At 64.6% G+C, this 17,255-nt stretch carries 19 protein-coding genes; 9 read left to right on the forward strand and 10 right to left on the reverse strand.

The annotated features are described in order from the left end of the window. Positions 1-8: 8 nt before the first annotated feature. The 5 genes from phnK to phnG are packed head-to-tail and all read right to left on the reverse strand — an operon-like array spanning position 9 to position 4,012. Positions 9-791 carry a phosphonate C-P lyase system protein PhnK gene (phnK, locus tag U5775_RS34080; protein ID WP_322062530.1) on the reverse strand — a complete coding sequence of 261 codons (783 nt, stop codon included), beginning with the start codon at positions 789-791 and terminating at the stop codon, positions 9-11. Beyond that, positions 788-1,717 (reverse strand): alpha-D-ribose 1-methylphosphonate 5-phosphate C-P-lyase PhnJ, encoded by a 930-nt coding sequence (locus tag U5775_RS34085; RefSeq protein WP_322062531.1) that lies wholly within the window; start codon positions 1,715-1,717, stop codon positions 788-790. The genes phnK and U5775_RS34085 overlap by 4 nt, the downstream gene beginning before the upstream one ends. Next, the gene (locus U5775_RS34090) at positions 1,714-2,838 is read right to left on the reverse strand and encodes a carbon-phosphorus lyase complex subunit PhnI (protein ID WP_322062532.1); all 1,125 of its coding nucleotides are present in this window, start codon (positions 2,836-2,838) and stop codon (positions 1,714-1,716) included. The genes U5775_RS34085 and U5775_RS34090 overlap by 4 nt, the downstream gene beginning before the upstream one ends. After that, positions 2,838-3,512: a phosphonate C-P lyase system protein PhnH gene (gene phnH, locus U5775_RS34095; protein ID WP_322062533.1), complete on the reverse strand. Its 675-nt coding sequence runs from the start codon at positions 3,510-3,512 to the stop codon at positions 2,838-2,840. Before phnH ends, U5775_RS34090 begins: the two co-directional genes overlap by 1 nt. Continuing rightward, entirely contained in the window at positions 3,509-4,012 is a 504-nt protein-coding gene (gene phnG, locus U5775_RS34100) for a phosphonate C-P lyase system protein PhnG (RefSeq protein ID WP_322062534.1), read from the reverse strand. The genes phnH and phnG overlap by 4 nt, the downstream gene beginning before the upstream one ends. A 182-nt stretch (positions 4,013-4,194) precedes the next feature. On the opposite strand from phnG, the gene phnF reads away from it, so the two are divergent. The 4 genes from phnF (at position 4,195) to U5775_RS34120 (ending at position 7,312) form a co-directional block, all read left to right on the forward strand. Beyond that, entirely contained in the window at positions 4,195-4,950 is a 756-nt protein-coding gene (gene phnF / locus U5775_RS34105; RefSeq protein WP_322062535.1) for a phosphonate metabolism transcriptional regulator PhnF, read from the forward strand. Further along, positions 4,947-5,711 carry a DUF1045 domain-containing protein gene (locus tag U5775_RS34110; protein WP_322062536.1) on the forward strand — a complete coding sequence of 255 codons (765 nt, stop codon included), beginning with the start codon at positions 4,947-4,949 and terminating at the stop codon, positions 5,709-5,711. Before phnF ends, U5775_RS34110 begins: the two co-directional genes overlap by 4 nt. Then, positions 5,708-6,259: a phosphonate metabolism protein/1,5-bisphosphokinase (PRPP-forming) PhnN gene (phnN, locus tag U5775_RS34115; RefSeq protein WP_322062537.1), complete on the forward strand. Its 552-nt coding sequence runs from the start codon at positions 5,708-5,710 to the stop codon at positions 6,257-6,259. The genes U5775_RS34110 and phnN overlap by 4 nt, the downstream gene beginning before the upstream one ends. A gap of 159 nt (positions 6,260-6,418) precedes the next feature. Then, positions 6,419-7,312, forward strand: a complete 894-nt coding sequence (locus U5775_RS34120; protein ID WP_322062538.1) for a LysR family transcriptional regulator — start codon at positions 6,419-6,421, stop codon at positions 7,310-7,312. A 60-nt stretch (positions 7,313-7,372) separates the two neighbouring features. Here the strand turns inward: U5775_RS34120 and U5775_RS34125 are convergent, their stop codons facing one another. Beyond that, on the reverse strand, positions 7,373-8,197 hold the full coding sequence (locus U5775_RS34125) for an IclR family transcriptional regulator (protein ID WP_415913718.1): 825 nt from the start codon (positions 8,195-8,197) through the stop codon (positions 7,373-7,375). A 607-nt stretch (positions 8,198-8,804) separates the two neighbouring features. Between U5775_RS34125 and cyoA the strand changes: the two genes are divergently transcribed. From cyoA to cyoD, 4 genes are read left to right on the forward strand one after another with little or no spacing between them, the layout of a single operon-like run. Continuing rightward, positions 8,805-9,698, forward strand: a complete 894-nt coding sequence (gene cyoA, locus U5775_RS34130) for a ubiquinol oxidase subunit II (RefSeq protein WP_322062540.1) — start codon at positions 8,805-8,807, stop codon at positions 9,696-9,698. 5 nt (positions 9,699-9,703) lie between these two features. Then, a complete protein-coding gene (gene cyoB, locus U5775_RS34135; RefSeq protein ID WP_322062541.1) occupies positions 9,704-11,707 on the forward strand; it encodes a cytochrome o ubiquinol oxidase subunit I in 2,004 nt (667 codons plus the stop codon). Between the two features lie 3 nt (positions 11,708-11,710). Then, a complete protein-coding gene (cyoC, locus tag U5775_RS34140) occupies positions 11,711-12,322 on the forward strand; it encodes a cytochrome o ubiquinol oxidase subunit III (protein ID WP_322062542.1) in 612 nt (203 codons plus the stop codon). Beyond that, a complete protein-coding gene (gene cyoD / locus U5775_RS34145; protein ID WP_322062543.1) occupies positions 12,323-12,643 on the forward strand; it encodes a cytochrome o ubiquinol oxidase subunit IV in 321 nt (106 codons plus the stop codon). It begins immediately after the preceding gene. A 605-nt stretch (positions 12,644-13,248) separates the two neighbouring features. Here cyoD and U5775_RS34150 read toward each other — a convergent pair. The 4 genes from U5775_RS34150 to U5775_RS34165 all read right to left on the reverse strand — a co-directional run bounded on the left by U5775_RS34150 (position 13,249) and on the right by U5775_RS34165 (position 15,520). Continuing rightward, entirely contained in the window at positions 13,249-13,434 is a 186-nt protein-coding gene (locus U5775_RS34150) for a hypothetical protein (RefSeq protein WP_322062544.1), read from the reverse strand. A gap of 73 nt (positions 13,435-13,507) precedes the next feature. Next, entirely contained in the window at positions 13,508-14,026 is a 519-nt protein-coding gene (locus tag U5775_RS34155) for a DUF2778 domain-containing protein (protein WP_322062545.1), read from the reverse strand. A gap of 2 nt (positions 14,027-14,028) precedes the next feature. Then, the gene (locus tag U5775_RS34160) at positions 14,029-14,514 is read right to left on the reverse strand and encodes an Hcp family type VI secretion system effector (RefSeq protein WP_322062546.1); all 486 of its coding nucleotides are present in this window, start codon (positions 14,512-14,514) and stop codon (positions 14,029-14,031) included. A gap of 184 nt (positions 14,515-14,698) precedes the next feature. Continuing rightward, complete coding sequence (locus tag U5775_RS34165; protein ID WP_322062547.1) at positions 14,699-15,520, reverse strand: integrase family protein; 822 nt, start codon at positions 15,518-15,520, stop codon at positions 14,699-14,701. A 426-nt stretch (positions 15,521-15,946) separates the two neighbouring features. Here U5775_RS34165 and pcaF point away from each other — a divergent pair, with 426 nt between their 5' ends. Beyond that, positions 15,947-17,149, forward strand: a complete 1,203-nt coding sequence (gene pcaF, locus U5775_RS34170; protein ID WP_322062548.1) for a 3-oxoadipyl-CoA thiolase — start codon at positions 15,947-15,949, stop codon at positions 17,147-17,149. The last annotated feature ends 106 nt before the right edge of the window (positions 17,150-17,255 follow it).

Genomic DNA, 17,255 nt, shown 5'->3' on the forward strand with positions numbered 1-17,255 from the left:
GGCTCGTCCTATACCGGCAGCACGGAGGCCACCAGAGTTTGTGTGTAGGGATGCTGAGGATCGTCGAGCACCTGGTCGGTCAGGCCCGCTTCAACCACGGTGCCGCCTTGCATCACCATCAGCCGGTGCGCGAGCAGGCGCGCGACGCCGATGTCGTGCGTGACGACCAGCACCGAGAGGTGCAGCGTCGTGGTGAGCGTGCGCAGCAGATCGAGCAGGCGCGCCTGCACTGAAACGTCGAGTCCGGCCGTGGGCTCGTCCATGAACACGAGGCGCGGTCCCGTGACCAGATTGCGCGCGATCTGCAGGCGCTGCTGCATGCCGCCCGAGAACGCGGCGGGCAATTCGTCGATGCGCGTGGCGTCGAGCTCGACGCGCTGCATCCACTGCTGCGCGGTCTGCCGGATGCGCCCGTAGTGGCGCGCGCCCACGGCCATGAGCGGCTCGCCGATATTGGCGCCCGCCGAGACGCCGGCACGCAGCCCGTCGCGCGGATTCTGCTGCACGAAGCCCCATTCGGTGCGTGCGAGCAGGCGCCGGCGCGGCTCGGAAAGCGTGAGCAGGTCGAGCGTTTCGCCGTTCGCGTTCACGTATTCGAGCGCGCCCGAATCGGCCCCGGTGCGCAGTGCGAGCGTGTTGAGCAGCGTGGTCTTGCCCGAGCCCGATTCGCCGACGATGCACAGCACCTCGCCGGGATAGAGATCGAAGCTCACGTCGCGGCAGCCGTTGCGGCCGCCGTATTGCTTCGTGAGCTGGCGGGCGCGAAGGAGTGGCGTGAAACCCGGCGTCATGCATGTTCTCCCGATGCAAGCGCTTGCGCACTTGCCTGGTTATCCTCAGTGTTCCGTCGCTCGTGGCAATAGTCGCTGTCCGAGCAGACGAACATGCGCTTGCCCGCATCGTCGACGATCATTTCGTCGAGGAAGCTCTCGCGCGAGCCGCACAGCGCGCATGCGTGGTCCCAGCGCTGCACGTCGAACGGATGATCGTCGAAGTCGAGGCTTTTCACCGGCGTATAAGGCGGGATCGCGTAGATGCGGCGCTCGCGGCCCGCGCCGAACAATTGCAGCGCGGCATTCATGTGGAGCTTGGGGTTGTCGAACTTCGGGATCGGCGAGGGCGACGTGAGATAGCGGCCGTTTACCGTCACGGGATAGTCGTAGGTCGTGGCAATGCTGCCGTGCTGCACGATGTCCTCGTAGAGCTTCACGCTGATGAGCCCGTAGTCGGCGAGCGCGTGGAGCTTCTTGCACTCGGCCACGCGCGGCTCCAGACGGAATAGCGGCTCGGGCATCGGCACCTGGTAGACGAGGATCTGTTTCTCGGTGAGCGGCGTTTCCGGGATGCGGTGACGCGTCTGCACGATCGTCGCCTCGCTCGTGCGGCGCGTGGTGGCCACGCCCGTCGTGCGCGCGAAGAAGCGGCGAATGTTGACGGCGTTCGTGGTGTCGTCCGAGCCCTGGTCGATCACCTTGAGCGTATCGTTCGCGCCGATGATGGCCGCCGTCACCTGGATGCCGCCCGTGCCCCAGCCATACGGCAGCGGCATTTCGCGCGAGGCGAACGGCACCTGGTAGCCGGGCACGGCCACCGCCTTGAGCAGCGCGCGGCGGATCATGCGCTTGGTCTGCTCGTCGAGATACGCGAAGTTGTAGCCTTCGGCGGCCTGGGTTTCGTGCGAGGCGAGCGTGGCCTCGAAGGTATCGGGCGCGTTCATGCGGCCTCCCCGGATGACAGTTCGCCGTTTTCGTGCTGTGCGCGCAGGCGGCGCACGAGTTCGAGCTCGGCCTGGAAATCCACGTAATGCGGCAGCTTCAGGTGCTGCACGAAGCCCGAAGCCTCCACGTTGTCGCTATGCGAGAGCATGAATTCGATGTCCTGGGTCGGCGAGGCCAGCGTCTCGCCCAGCTCTTCGGCGCGCAGCGCGCGGTCGACGAGCGCCATCGCCATCGCCTTGCGTTCCGCGTGGCCGAATGCGAGACCATAGCCTTGCGTGAAGGCGGGCGGCACGTCCTTGCTGCCCGCGAACTGGTTGATCATCTGGCACTCGGTCAATTCGATCTCGCCGATCTCGACCGCTTCGCCCAGTTCGTCGAGCACCATTTCTACGCAGACCGAACCAAAGCGGATCTCGCCCGCGAACGGATGCGAATGCGCATAGCCGCGCTGCGTGGCGTAGCCCATCGCGAGCAGGAAGCCTTCGTCGCCGCGCGCGAGGTTCTGCAGGCGAACGGAGCGGTCGGCCGGGAACGCGAGCGGGTCGCGCGAGAGATCGCCGGGCTCGCGGGCGTCGCTCGACGGCGCTTCCTGCTCGATCAGGCCTTCCTTGTCGAGCAGCGTGACCACGCGCGGCATCGGCTCGGGTTCGTTCGATGCGCTGCGTTGCGCGTGCGCCAGCATAAATGATTCGATATCCGAATCATTGCCGCCTTCGGCCAGCAGGGCGAAATCGAGCAGACGTTGCGTGTAATCGTAGGTCGCCCCCAGCACCTGGCCGCCGGGCACGTCCTTGAAGGTGGCCGAGATGCGGCGCTGCACGGCCATCTGCTCCGTTTCCACGGGCAGCGTGTAGCCGAAGCGCGGCAGCGTCGTCCGATACGCGCGCAGCAGAAAGATCGCTTCCACGAGATCGCCCGCGGCCTGCTTGATCGCGAGCGCGGCGAGCTCCTCGTCGTAGACCGAGCCTTCGGCCATCACGCGCGCCACGGCGAGGCGCATCTGTTCGCGGATCTGCGCGACGGAGAGTTCGGGCACGTGCGTATCGCCGCGGCGAGCCTGGTCGAGCAGGCGCCACGACGCTTCGATCGCGCGCTCTCCTCCTTTGACGGCGACGTACATCAGTTCACCTCCACGCGGGTTGTGCGCGGCAGGCCCATGATTTGGGCGCCGCAGACGAAGTAGAAGTCGATGCCGCACGGAAAGAGCGGCGCGAGCGCCGCGCGCTCCTCCCAGAAGCGTGCGGGCAGGCCGGTGGGCGCGGCGGTGTGCGTCGATTCGATGCCGGGACCGCGCAGCGTGAGCGACGGGCCATCAGTCAACGAATCGACGCGCACGAATACCGTGGCCGATTGCTCGGGCGATTCGGGCGTGCCGCATGCGAAGGCGTCGAGCGGCGGCAGCGCGGCGGCGTCGTGCACATAGGCGAACGCGGCTTCGCGCGGCGTGGCCACGAGCGGGGCATCGGCGTGAAAGCGCAGCGCGGATGCGAGCGCGGCGTCGGGCTGCGCGAGCCACACGGGCGTGGCGTAGTCGCAGAGCGTGAGCAGCGCGGCAAAGACCGCGAGGCCTGCGCGCGGGGCGTCCGATGACGTGCCCGATGATGCCCGGGGCTCGCTCGTCGCGGCGGGCAGCGGCGTCTCGATCGTGGCGATCGTGCCGGGGCGCGAGAGCGCGCCGAGCAGCGTGCGGAAGACGGCCTGCGTGTCGTGCACGGGATTGGTGAAACCGGGCGCGAGCGTTTCGAGCGTCTCGTGCAGGGCGGACGTGTTGGACATACGGGATTGGTCGTTCATGCGTCGCCTCGAACCATCGTGAAGAACTCGACCTTCGTGCTGGCGGTCGCGTCGCGGCGCGCCGCGCGTTGCGCCGCGAGGCGCGCCGCGAGCGGCTCGATCAATTGCGCGTGGAGCCGGGCGTGGCGCTCGGGCTGTTGCAGGAGCGCGTCGGCGAGCGCGGCCAGTTCGGCGCGGCGCTTGTCGCGGCCCAGATGGCACGCCACGCCGATGGTGGCGCCGCTGCCGCCGGTGTCAGCCTGCGCACGCAGCCGCAGCGTGGCGCGCGTAACGGTGGCTTCGCCGAGATTGAAGGCGTTGCCGGTGCCGCCGACGCGCCCTCGCACCATCGCGAGCCCGGTCTGGGGTGGGCGCAGCCAGTCGAAAGCGGGCGCACGTTCGCTGCCGAGCGCCGCGGCGAAGGCCGCTTCCAGCTCGGCGCGCGGGGTGCGCGCGAGAACCGCCATCCAGGCGCGGCGTGCGTCGGACGCCGCGGTGGGCGGGACGGGAGATGCGTTCATCGGGGTTCCTGTGTCGTGAACGAAGACATATATTCAAGCATCTACTCATCTAAACGTCTAGATGTTTAGAGTGACATCAAGATCTCTGGCGCAAGGGGAACGTTTTCATATTTCCATCACGCCTCGCGCACTACAATGCGCAAGCTACACCGCATATTGAACCCCGGAGGAATGACAGCACCATGACATTGAACGACGACGCCCCGCAGAGCACGCTCGAGCGCGGCGCAGGCGTGGCGGTGTGGCGGCAGATCGAGCAGATCCTCGCGGCCGAGATCGCGGCAAAGGGTTTCGGCGAGGACGGCCGCCTGCCGAGCGAAGGCGAGCTCGCGCGGCGCTTCGACGTGAACCGCCACACGGTGCGCCGCGCCATGCTGGGACTCGCCGCGCTCGGCCTCGTGAGCGTGGAGCAGGGCCGCGGCACTTTCGTGCAGCCCGGTGCGATCGACTACACCATCGGCAAGCGCACGCGCTTCACCGAGAACCTGAAGCGCCATCAGCACTCGGCGGTGGGCCGGCTGCTCGCCTCGTCGCGCGCGAAAGCCGACCCGAGCGTCGCGAAGGCGCTGGGCTTGCGCGCCGGCGCGCTGGTCTATCGGCTGGAGACGCTGCACGAGTCCGAAGGCGTGCCGCTTACCTATGCGCGCAGCTGGTATCCGGCCGCGCGCTTCGCCGATCTGCCCGCGGTCATGGAGCGCGTGGACAGCACCTCGAAGGCGCTCGCCGAATTCGGCGTGACCGATTACCTGCGCAAGTGGAGCCGCATCGGCAGCGTGCTGCCCGAGCCCGAAGTGGCACGGCGCCTGAACATCAACCGTCAGCAGCCGGTGCTGTGGGTCGAGAACGTCGACGTCGATCTCGACGGCGTGCCGATCAAATACGGCATCACGCATTTCGCGGCGGACCGCGTGCAGTTGATGGTGGAGCACGACGTATGAGCGCGGCGCCCGAAAGCTGGAGCGAGGCCACGCGCTTCGCGCTCTATTACGCGCCGCCGCGCGCGTCGCAATGGTGGCGGGCCGGCTGCGCGTGGCTCGGCCGCGACCCGGAAAGCGGCGAGACCCTCGCGCCGCCGCGGGCCGCCGGGCTCGCGCAGCCGCTCGATGCGCTCACCGCCGCGCCGCGCCGCTACGGCTGGCACGGCACGCTCGTGCCGCCGTTCCGGCTGGCCGCGGGCGTGCAACCGCAAACGCTGCTTGCCGCCGCGCAGGCCTGGGCCGCGGGGCGCGCGCGCTTCGAGCTCGCCGTGGAGGCGGCCACGCTCGGGCGCTTCGTCGCGCTGCGGGCCGCCGATGAAAGCGGCGCGCACGCGCTGCGCGAACTCGCCGCCGACGCCCTGCGCACGCTCGGCCACCTGCGCGCCGCGCAAACCGCCGACGAGCTCGCGAAGCGTCTTGACGCGCCGCTCACGCCGCGCCAGCGCGCCTATGTCGAAGCATGGGGCTACCCGTACGTGTTCGACGAATTCCGCTTTCACATGACGCTCTCCGATTCGCTCGACGACGAAGCGCTGCGCACTTCGCTCGCGCACGCCTGGAATGCGCAGATGCGCGACGCGGGCGCGCTGCCCGTGGAGGGCGTCGCGCTCTACGTCGAGCCGCAGCCGGGCGAGCCGTTCGCGTTGTGGCGGCGCGTGGATTTTCCCGCGGATTCCGTTGCCTTTCCCGTTCCCGTTCGGCAGGCTGGGGAACGCGCATGACGTCCCGCCTGATCTACGTGATGGGTCCCTCGGGCGCGGGCAAGGACTCGCTGCTCGGCTTTGCGCGTGAGCGGCTCGCCGCCGTCGGCGTGCTGTTCGCGCATCGCTACATCACGCGCGAGGCGGGCGGCGGCGAGAACCACATCGCCCTCACCGACACCGAATTCGAAGCGCGCTCGCGCCTCGGCCTCTTCGCGCTGCAATGGCGCAGCCACGCGCTGCGCTATGGCATCGGCGTGGAGATCGACCAATGGCTCAAGCTCGGCTGCACCGTGGTGGTGAACGGCTCGCGCGCCTATGTGAGCGAGGCGCTGGCGCGCTATCCGCGCATGACGCTCGTGCACGTGAACGCCGCGCAGCATGTGCTGGCCGCGCGGCTCGCCTCGCGCGCACGGGAGACGCCGGAGCAGGTGGCCGCGCGTCTCGCGCGGCGCGCGCCGTTCGAGGTGCCCGCGGGCGCATCGCTCACGCACATCGACAACTCGGGGCGGCTGGAGGACGCGGGCATGGCCTTCGTCGAGGCGGTGCAGCGGGTGGCGGCGGGCTGAGCGCATCGTGCGCGCGAGGTGCCGGGGCCTGGCGCGCTCGATGCGTCCCGCTCGCTCTGATGCGGGCAAAAGGGCACGCACGAATGCCGGGTATTTTTGGCGGCGGCCAGGTGGCATGCGAAGATGCATGCGACCCCGTGAACCCATTCGAGAGTGCCCTTGGACCGTTTCCAGGAGATGCAGATTTTCACGCGCATCGTCGACCGCCGCAGCTTCACGCAGGCGGCCGAAGACCTGAACCTGCCGCGCGCCACCGTCACCAATTCGATCAAGCGCCTGGAGACGCGCCTTGGCGTGCGGCTGCTGGAGCGCACCACGCGGCGGGTCTTGCCCACGCTCGACGGCGAAGCCTACTACCAGCGCTGCACGCGCCTGCTCGCCGATCTCGAGGAAACCGAGGAAGCCTTTCGCGACGCCGATCCGCAGGGGCGTCTGCGCGTGAACATGCAGGGCACGCTCGCGCAGTATTTCGTGATGCCGCGCCTGCCGCAGTTTCTCGCGCGCTATCCGCGCGTCGAGCTCTTCATCGGCTCGGGCGATCAATTCGTCGACCTCGTGAGCGAGGGCATCGACTGCGTGCTGCGCGCGGGCGAACTCGCCGATTCGTCGATGATCGCGCGGCGCGTCGCGCTGCTCGAGCAGGTCACGGTGGCGAGTCCCGCGTATCTCGAACGGTACGGTGACCCGGCGTCGATCGATGCGCTCGCGTCGGGCCATCGCGCCGTCAACTATCTCTCGCCGGCCACGGGCCGCGCGCATCCGCTCGAATTCGCGACGCCCGAGGGCGTGCGCACGCTCACATTGCCGGGGCCGGTCGCGGTGAACGGCGCGGAGCTCTACACGGCTGGCGCCGTCGCGGGCCTCGGGCTCGTGCAGGTGCCGCGCTACCGCGTGCGCGAGCAACTCGCCAACGGCGAGCTGTGCGTGGTGCTGGCGGGCGAGCCTCCGCCGCCCATGCCGGTGTCCGTGCTATTTCCGCAGAACCGGCAGCTTTCGCTGCGCGTGCGCGCCTTCGCGGACTGGCTCGTCCAGGTGTTCGCGGACGTTACATGACGCAAGAGGGCAAGGGCGCCCGCTCGCCACGCGCCGGGGCGGTGAGCGGGAGAATCCGGTTCAGGTGCGCAGCGCCACCATCTCCGAGACGCGCTGGGCGGCCTGCTGGAGCGGTTCGAGGAACGCCTTGACCATCTGTTTGGCCGAGGTGCGCTGGGCGTTGCCGCTGATGTTCATGGCGGCGATCACGCGGCCCTGACGGTTGCGGATGGGCGCGGAAATCGAGATGAGCCCGCCTTCGAGCTCCTGGTCGACGATGGCCCAGCCCTGCTGCCGCACCTGCGTGATGATCTGCTTGAGCTCGTCCTTGTCGGTGACGGTGCGCGGCGTGTGCGCGTAGAGCGGCGTGGCGCCGAGCGTGGCGTCGAGCGCCGGCTCGTCGAGCGCCGCGAGCAGCACGCGCCCCATCGACGTGCAATAGGCGGGCAGGCGGCTGCCGATCGAGAGATTGATCGTCATGATCTTGTGCGTGGGCACGCGCAGCACATAGACGATCTCGGTGCGGTCGAGCACGGCGGCCGAGCAGCTTTCGTGCACTTCGGCCGAGAGCGCCTCCATGACGGGCTCGGCCAGATTCCAGAACGGCATCGACGTGAGATACGCGAAGCCGAGGTCGAGGATCCTCGGCGTGAGCCGGAACAGGCGCCCCTCGGCCTCCACGTAGCCGAGCGTCTGCAGCGTGAGCAGGATGCGGCGCGCCCCGGCGCGCGTGAGGCCGGTGGCGGCGGCGACGTCGGTGAGCGTTTGCTCGGGATGCTCGGCGTTGAACGCGCGGATCACGGAAAGCCCGCGCGCGAACGACTGGACGTAGGAGTCGCCCGGCTTTTCGGACATCTCCGGCTGTTCGTCGGATGGGGCGGGCGAAGCGCGATTGGCGGGGTTCATGGCGGCGTGGCGTCGGATCAAGGGCTGGAGGCGGCGCGTAAGGAACCCATGACGATAGCGCAAGCGGATTGATTCGCCAACCGGTGCGCGGCCGGCGGCTCGGCTCGGGACGAAAAATCACGGCGTCCGCGGGCTTTATTGTGCCTGTATTTGACTTGCAACAATGCAAATGCTCGCTATTGAGCTTGATTTAATTCTATTGAAACTATAGGTCGAATAAAAACAGGCTGAATCTCCCTATCAAATTATTTTCTATGAGACCAGTCGATTATTAATGTCAGACCTGATGCCTGACTCATCGCTTGCCGCTTTCGACATCCCGCAGGCTTTCCCTCTTTCACGTCACCGGCACGCTCGTCGCGCGTGAATTGCCCGCCACACCGGGCTGCGCGCGTGACTGAAAGATATTCGAAAGTTATTTGCGTCTTTCCGTCGCGCTTGCCCGAACGAGATCTGTCGCAGGCTAAAACCTTAGCCGAGATCAAATTTCCGGATAAGGCCTTTCCGTAGAATTTCGCCAAACACGTTACGGGTGCATTTTGCATGGCTTTTTTGCGATGTGAATGCATGAAAGCGTCCAGGTGGTTAAACGGAAGAACAGGCAAACATGAAGAGAAAAGCCTTCAAAAGGTGGTTAATCCCCCTCGGCAGCGGCCTTGTCGCCTCCCTCGCGGGATGCAGCGGCGAGCTGACCGTGCTCGATCCCAAGGGTAGCGTCGGCCTGGCCGAAAAGCACCTCATCGCCACGGCCACGTGGGCCATGCTGCTGGTGGTGGTGCCGGTGATCCTGCTCACGCTGTTTTTCGCCTGGCGCTACCGGGCGTCCAACCGCAACGCCACCTACGCACCCAAATGGGCGCATTCCACGGCGATCGAAGTGGTGGTCTGGAGCATTCCGGCCGTCATCATCCTGTTCCTCGCCATCCTCACCTGGAAGACCTCGCACGAGCTCGATCCTTACAAGCCGCTCGAATCGAGCACCAAGCCCATCAACGTCGAAGTCGTCGCGCTCGACTGGAAGTGGCTCTTCATTTACCCGGACCTCGGCATTGCCACGGTGAACCAGCTGGCCGTGCCGGTGGGCACGCCGGTCAATTTCCGCATCACGTCGGACTCGGTGATGAACTCGTTCTTCATCCCGCAGCTGGGCACCCAGGTCTACGCGATGGCGGGCATGCAGACGCGCCTGCACCTGATCGCCGACGAAGCGGGCGACTACGCGGGCATTTCCGCCAACTACAGCGGCAAGGGCTTCTCGGATATGAAGTTCCGCACGCTCGCCACGAGCCAGCAGGATTTCGACGCGTGGGTCCAGAAGGTGAAGGCGGCCCAGACGCCGCTTTCGATGGACCAGTACGCGAAGGTTTCGGAGCCGAGCGAGAAGGCGCCGGTTGAGTACTTCTCGACCGTCGACCCGAAGCTCTTCAACAACATCATTGCGAAGTACAACAACGGCCACGTCACGGATTTCACCGACCCGTCGTGCGTGACCAAGGGGTAAGCGGCATGTTCGGCAAACTTACATTAGAGGCAATTCCGTTCGATCAGCCGATCATCATGGGCGCCGCGGCATTCATGGCGCTGATCGTGCTCGGCGTGCTCGGTCTCGTCACCGTGACCGGCAAGTGGAAGACCATCTGGAGCGAGTGGATCACGAGCGTGGACCACAAGCGCATTGGCGTGATGTACATGATCGTGGCCGTGCTCATGCTCGTGCGCGGCTTTGCCGACGCGGTCATGATGCGCATCCAGCAGGCCCTGGCGTTCGACGCGCCGGGCTACCTGCCGCCACATCACTACGACCAGATCTTCACGGCGCACGGCGTCATCATGATCTTCTTCATGGCGATGGCGCTCATGGTCGGCCTGTTCAATCTCGTGGTGCCGCTGCAGATCGGCGCGCGCGACGTGGCGTTCCCGTTCCTGAATTCGCTCTCGTTCTGGATGACGGCCATCGCCGCCATCCTCATCAACCTCTCGCTCGTGATCGGCGAGTTCGCGCAGGTGGGCTGGCTCGCCTATCCGCCGCTCTCGGAGCTTGCGTACAGTCCGGGCGTCGGGGTCGACTATTACATATGGGCGGTGCAGCTTTCCGGCGTGGGCACGCTCATTACCGGCGTCAACTTCTTCGTGACCATCATCAAGATGCGCGCGCCGGGCATGAGCCTCATGAAGATGCCGGTGTTCACGTGGACGGCGCTGTGCTCGAACGTGCTCATCATGGCCACGTTCCCGATCCTCACGATCGCCGTTGCGCTGCTGGGCTTCGACCGCTACCTCGGGATGCACTTCTTCACGAACGACGGCGGCGGCAACATGATGCTGTATCTGAACCTGATCTGGGCGTGGGGCCACCCCGAGGTGTACATCCTCGTGCTGCCCGCGTTCGGCATCTATTCGGAAGTCATGGCCACGTTCTGCAAGAAGCCGCTGTTCGGCTACAAGACGATGGTCTATGCATCGTGCGCGATCATGATTCTCGCGTTCCTCGTGTGGGCGCACCACTTCTTCACGATGGGCTCGGGCGCGGACGTCAACGCGTTCTTCGGCATCGCCACCATGATCATCGCGATCCCCACGGGCGTGAAGATCTTCAACTGGCTGTTCACGATGTACCGCGGGCGCGTCCATTTCACGGCGCCGGTGCTCTGGACGATCGGCTTCATGGTCACGTTCTCGATCGGCGGCATGACCGGCGTGATGATGGCCATCCCGGGCGCGGACTTCGTGCTGCACAACTCGCTGTTCCTCGTCGCGCACTTCCATAACGCCATTATCGGCGGCGTGGTGTTCGGCTATCTCGCGGGCCTGCATTACTGGTTCCCGAAGGTGTTCGGCCTCAAGCCCAGCGAAAAGCTCGGCAAGGCGTCGTTCTGGTGCTGGTTCGTGGGCTTCTACGTGGCCTTCGTGCCCATCTACGTGCTCGGCTTCATGGGCGCGACACGCCGCCTGAACCACTATGACAACCCCGCCTGGCATCCGTATTTCGTCGTGGCCGCCATTGGCGTGGCGATCATCGCGCTCGGCGTGGTGTGCCAGGTGCTCCTGTGGGTGATGGCGTTCGTGAACCGCAACAAGCCGGAATGCCAGGACGTCAACGGCGATCCGTGGGATGGCCGCACGCTCGAATGGGCGACCTCGTCGCCGCCGGCAGTCTATAACTTCGCGGTCATTCCGCAGGTGCAGGACATCGACGCCTTTGCCCACATGAAGGAAACGGGCCGCGGCATGGGTCTCGCCGCGAAGTACAGCGACATCCATATGCCGTCGAATACGTCGGCGGGCTTCTTCGTCGGCATGTTCAGCCTGGTGCTGGGTTTTGCGGGCGTCTGGCACATCACGTGGCTCGGCGTGCTCGCTTTCATCGCCATCGTCGTGACCATCGCCGCGCGTAGCTTCGGCGACGACGACGGGTACTACATTCCGGCCGCGAAGGTTCGCGAGATCGAAGAGAAGCGCCATCGCGCGGCGGTTGCCGCCGAGCGCAAGATGGAAGCTGTGGAGGCCTAATCGATGTTACAGAAAACCAATACGGCAACGCTTGCCGATTTCGATCATCACGATCATCCGCCGTCGCAATCGGTATTCGGCTTCTGGGTCTACCTGATGACGGACTGCGTCCTGTTCGCGGCGCTGTTCGCGACGTTCGGCGTGCTCGGGCATCAGTTCGCGGGCGGCCCCACGGGCAAGGACCTGTTCCATCTCAGCGACGTGGCGCTCGAAACCGCCGTGCTGCTGGTTTCCAGCATCACCTACGGTTTCGCGATGCTCGGCGCGCAGCAGCGCAAGAGCGGCGCGGTACTCGGCTGGCTCGCGGTGACCTTCGTCCTGGGCGCGCTCTTTCTCGTGCTGGAACTGCGCGAGTTCTCGCACCTGATCGCCGATGGCGCAGGTCCGCAGCGCAGCGCGTTCCTCTCGTCGTTCTTCGTGCTGGTCAGCACGCACGGCGTGCACGTCTTCTTCGGCCTCGTCTGGATGGCCGTGCTGATGATGCAGGTCATCCGCCGTCCGCAACTCGATGAGCGGGAAGTGCGCCGCCTCACGTGCCTGAGCCTTTTCTGGCACTTCCTGGACGTGGTGTGGATCTGCGTGTTTACCTTTGTCTATCTCGGGAGCGTGATCTAAATGGCGCATTCTCATAGCGAAGCCCATGGCAGCCTCGGCAGCTATGTTGCGGGTTTCATTCTCGCGGTGCTGTTGACCGCCGGTGCGTTCGGCATCGTCATGCATGGCGCGCTGACGCCGAACGTCGCCATGGTCGCGCTCGCCGTACTCGCTTTCGTGCAGGTGATCGTGCATCTCGTGTTCTTCCTCCATCTGAACACGTCGTCGGGGCAGGGCTGGAACGTGCTCTCGCTCGCCTATACTGTGCTGGCTGCTGCGTTCCTGATCTTCGGGACGATCTGGGTCATGCACAATGTCGGCATGAACATGATGTCTCGATAAGCGTATCGTAGCCGGAGAGCCTTTCTACATAAGGCTTTCCGGCCTTTTCCCTCTGCTGTTTTCCCACCAGCTACCAGCCTGGCTACCATTCCCCACCAGCCGCGTGCGTCGCGATAAAGTCGCAGATGCATGCTGGTGGAGTTGGCTGAGCAACCGGCCGCTCCCGCGGCACAACTCAAGAACGATCTATGAAGAAAAATATGCTGCTCGCGGCATGCCTTGCCGCGCCTGTCTTATTCGCCGGCTGCGCGTCGCCTGGCGCCTCGTTCACCGCGGCCGCCGCCCCAGCGACCACAACGGCACTCGCGACCGCGCAGCAGGCCGCGACGACGTTCTAGAACGCAGTGCGCGCGGCGTGCAACATCGTCCAGCCCGCGATTTGCGCCGTTCGCGACGCTGCTCAATGCGACGCCGGCCTTTTCGACGGTCAACGGCGATATCGTTCCGCTCCTGCCGCCTCCGCTGATTCATCCGTGGCAGCAGCCTGGCCCGCTGAGACCGCACCCGCCCGTGTCGGGCGGCGAGGACCATCCGATCGAGCGGGTGATTCAGGCGCTGACCTGAGCAGTATGACGCGTGACCCGTCCCGTTCCTGGGCGAAGTTCCTACGAGATAGCCCCGTCTTTGTGTTTCGCGCCAATGAGCTTCCAGAACTTGATGATTAACGCATAGGCAATCACTGCAATGATGACTTCAAGAGCCATCATTGCCGGAATGTAAAGATTATCCGGATCGTGAACCCCCAATTTTTGGCAAATGATGAGCAGCCAATGCAATTGACTCTCACTCATCGGTTGAGGGTACGTGTGAACATACCTTACCGACAACATAAGAAGGCCAATAAATAGAAGGCACTTAAAAATCCTACGGACAAGTGTTGCCATAGGTAATTACCTCAATCCAGCCATATGCCTTTAACCGTGAATTGCCTGCAGATGTTGTGCCCGTATGCAGGAACGCTCGCCGGATAGACTCAAAATCAGAATAGCTTGGCAACGTGATGCAGCCGAGCGAAAGGCCACGCCCTCCAGCGGGATGCAAACGGAAATTGCCGCGCTTGACTCCGTTGATCCATGTGTAGTCGTCAATAGCGCCATCGTCGCGATACAGCGCAAACCACTCATTATGATGAGTCGGTGTTCCCCACACGCCATTCCAGGTATCTTTGGTCAATGCCCACGCTTGCGATCCGATGCCCCCAGCAGGCCGATCTACCACCCAATACTTTCCAGCTGGGATAGGGCCATTGTCGGGAACGGCGGTGCATCCACCGCGATTGCGGTAGACATCATTTCCCGAATACGCCTGAAACGTCCCGACGCCAAAGATGGCGAGAGGCGAGAAGTGCTGGTTGTTGACCAGGAATTTTCCCTGTAGAGCCATGATCAGGAGCGCTCATTCCAGCTATCCGTGAACTTGATGTTGCCGTCGGTGTAGTGCCACGTAATGCGGTCATACAACAACGACACCGACTCGACATGGTTGAGCTGGGACATGCCCGCAAGTTTGGTGTTTGCCATTCCGGGATTGACGCCGGCGACCTTCACGCCTTCCATGAGCATAATGAAGTACACCTCCTCCTGGCCCGCGTCGTTGATGCGATACCACTTCAGTTCCGCCGACTTCAGCGTTTGTCCTTTGGAGACGGCTTTGTAGAGGTAGGGACTGGCTGCGTCGAACTCCTTTTCCAGGTGCATTGGAGCATGGGTGCGCGAACCGGTAATATCGCCGGTCTTGTTGTCGACCGGCAGATTCACGCCGTGGCCGAATCCGATTACCTCGATACTTCCTTCGCGTCCCTGAACCGTGACGAAGCCTTTGATATCTGCACCACCGTCGTCCTTGAGCCACATGTATGCGGGAATGGGCATGTTGGTTTGCGTCCTGTGATGAATGGTTGTTTGCGAGCACCGGCGGGTATACAAACACGGTATCGGTCGACGGACTGTCAAAGAGTTGTCAGAAACTGCGCCGGCTATTTGACGGCGCGCAGGATGATTCGCGCATATGCCCAGTGCATTGCAGCTGAAATGCGCTGGCGGGAATACCGGCTGCTTATGCGGCGCTTCGCTGCCGAAACGGAGTAACGCTCGACTGCAATACGTCGTCGGGACGCTCTTGATTTTGGGGCGGCGTCTCAATGCAGCAGCGCTCGATGAACCGCGCCCATGCTTCCATCGCCTCCCTGCGCTCGGGGATTTCCTCGCGCACGTCATAGATGCCCTCGGTACCCTGCAGCTTGTGGTTGAGTGCGATCTCACTGATTTCGCGGCTGAAGCCCAGATTGCGAAGATGGCCCTTCGCCGTGCTCCGTGTATCGTGCGGCGTGAAGCGCCGCATGTCGAACGCGTTGCGCTCGAATGCGCCCCGGATTGCGCGTGCTGCAGAACACTGCGCCCGGCTTGATTGCACGAGCTCGGCCTGGCGGACACAGGTCGCGAGCAGGATGCGGAACATCAGGCCATCGCGCCGGCCCAGCTTGTCGTCCAGGCCGGGTAGCACTGCCGCCAATTGGTCTGCCGCTGGATTTTCACCGGCGTCGATGCGCACACGGTACATGCGCGTTTTCTTGCGCGCCTCCGAGAGCGCCGGTTCCAGGTAGCTGCCAAGCGTCAGTTCGCGACGACGACTGCCGCGGCCGTAGCGCAGTACCCACGTGGCGGTGCTGTTGTCGGTCAGGGTGAAGGTGAGGCCGTCGCCATCTGAGCGGGCTATGGGGCTACCCGCAGCAAAGCCAGCGGCGGAGCTGGGACTCTTTAAGGGCGTGGTGTTTGCGAGCCATTGCAGTATGTGTGAAGTGTTGGCAGGCGGATTATGTTTCGCGTTCCAGCTACCAGTCCACCCACCATCCAGAGGCTTGCCTGTGTGATTTTTCATGATCCCATGTGACAATCAACCCCATGAAAATCAATGGTTTAGGCGCATTCGTGATTCATTCTGATTCGACCAGGACCATAATGTCACGATAATCCACTGGTTCTGACCGGCATTCCGGCAGGAACTTCCGGAATGCCGGTCCGCACAGGCCAACGGCTGCACAGAGAGGTATTCTGTGCGGCCGTTTCGTTTCGTCTGACGGAATTTGCCCGGTCGCCAGGGTGGACGCTGGCTTGACACTCGCGCGCTGCGACGCCTATCATGGGCGCCAATTGTTCGTTAAACGATCATGTGTTCGAATAACGAACAAATCGCTTCTGGACATGCGCGCTCGAGTCCTGTCACGTTTCATCGCCCGCGCAGTCCGTCAATCTCAATCAGCCTTGCATCGGATCGCACCACGTGCGACTGGAACTGGAGACTCTCATGACGGAAGCATTCATCTGCGACGCGATTCGCACGCCGATCGGCCGCTACGCGGGCGCCCTTGCGCAGGTTCGCGCCGACGACCTCGGCGCCGTGCCGCTCAAGGCGCTCATGGAGCGCAACAAGGACGTGGACTGGGCCGCCATCGACGACGTGATCTACGGTTGCGCGAACCAGGCCGGCGAAGACAACCGCAACGTCGCGCGCATGTCGTCGCTGCTGGCGGGCCTGCCGCAGGCCGTGCCGGGCTCGACGGTGAACCGGCTGTGCGGCTCGGGCATGGACGCCGTGGGCATCGCCGCGCGCGCGCTCAAGTCGGGCGAAGCGGGGCTGATGATCGCGGGCGGCGTGGAGAGCATGAGCCGCGCGCCGTTCGTGATGGGCAAGTCCGCGAGCGCCTTCGCTCGCGATGCCGCGATCTACGACACGACCATTGGCTGGCGTTTCGTCAACAAGCTGATGAAGCAGCAGTACGGCGTGGACTCGATGCCGGAGACCGCCGAGAACGTCGCGGTCGATTACGGTGTGAGCCGCGCCGATCAGGACGCGTTCGCGCTGCGCAGCCAGCAGAAGGCGGCGCGCGCGCTGGCCGACGGCACGCTCGCGCAGGAGATCGTCGCGGTGACGATCGCGCAGAAGAAGGGCGATCCGCTCGTGGTGTCGCGCGACGAGCATCCGCGCGAGACGAGCCTCGAGACGCTGGCGAAGCTCAAGGGCGTCGTGAGCCCGGAAGGTTCGGTCACGGCCGGTAACGCGTCGGGCGTGAACGACGGTGCGTGCGCGCTGCTGCTCGCCAACGAGGAAAACGCGAAGCGCTTCGGCCTCACGCCGCGTGCACGCGTGCTCGGCATCGCGACGGCCGGCGTGGCGCCGCGCGTGATGGGCATCGGACCGGCGCCCGCCACGCAGAAGCTGCTCGCGCGCCTGAACATGACGATCGACCAGTTCGACGTGATCGAACTCAACGAAGCCTTCGCCTCGCAGGGCCTTGCCGTGCTGCGTATGCTCGGCGTGGCCGACGACGATTCGCGCGTCAACCCGAACGGCGGCGCAATCGCGCTGGGTCATCCGCTCGGCATGAGCGGCGCGCGTCTCGTGACCACGGCCATGTATCAGTTGCACCGCACGCAGGGCCGCTATGCGCTGTGCACGATGTGCATCGGCGTGGGCCAGGGCATCGCTATCGCCATCGAGCGCGTTTGATTCTGTTTAGATGCTGTTCAGGCGTCCCGAGGTTCGCCTCGGCCGCCATGGCTGCCACCGTGTAGTGCAGAAGCCGCGAGTCGAAAGATTCGCGGCTTTTTCTTTG

The sequence above is a fragment of the Paraburkholderia sp. J63 genome (genome assembly GCF_905220245.1).
Classification (GTDB): domain Bacteria; phylum Pseudomonadota; class Gammaproteobacteria; order Burkholderiales; family Burkholderiaceae; genus Paraburkholderia.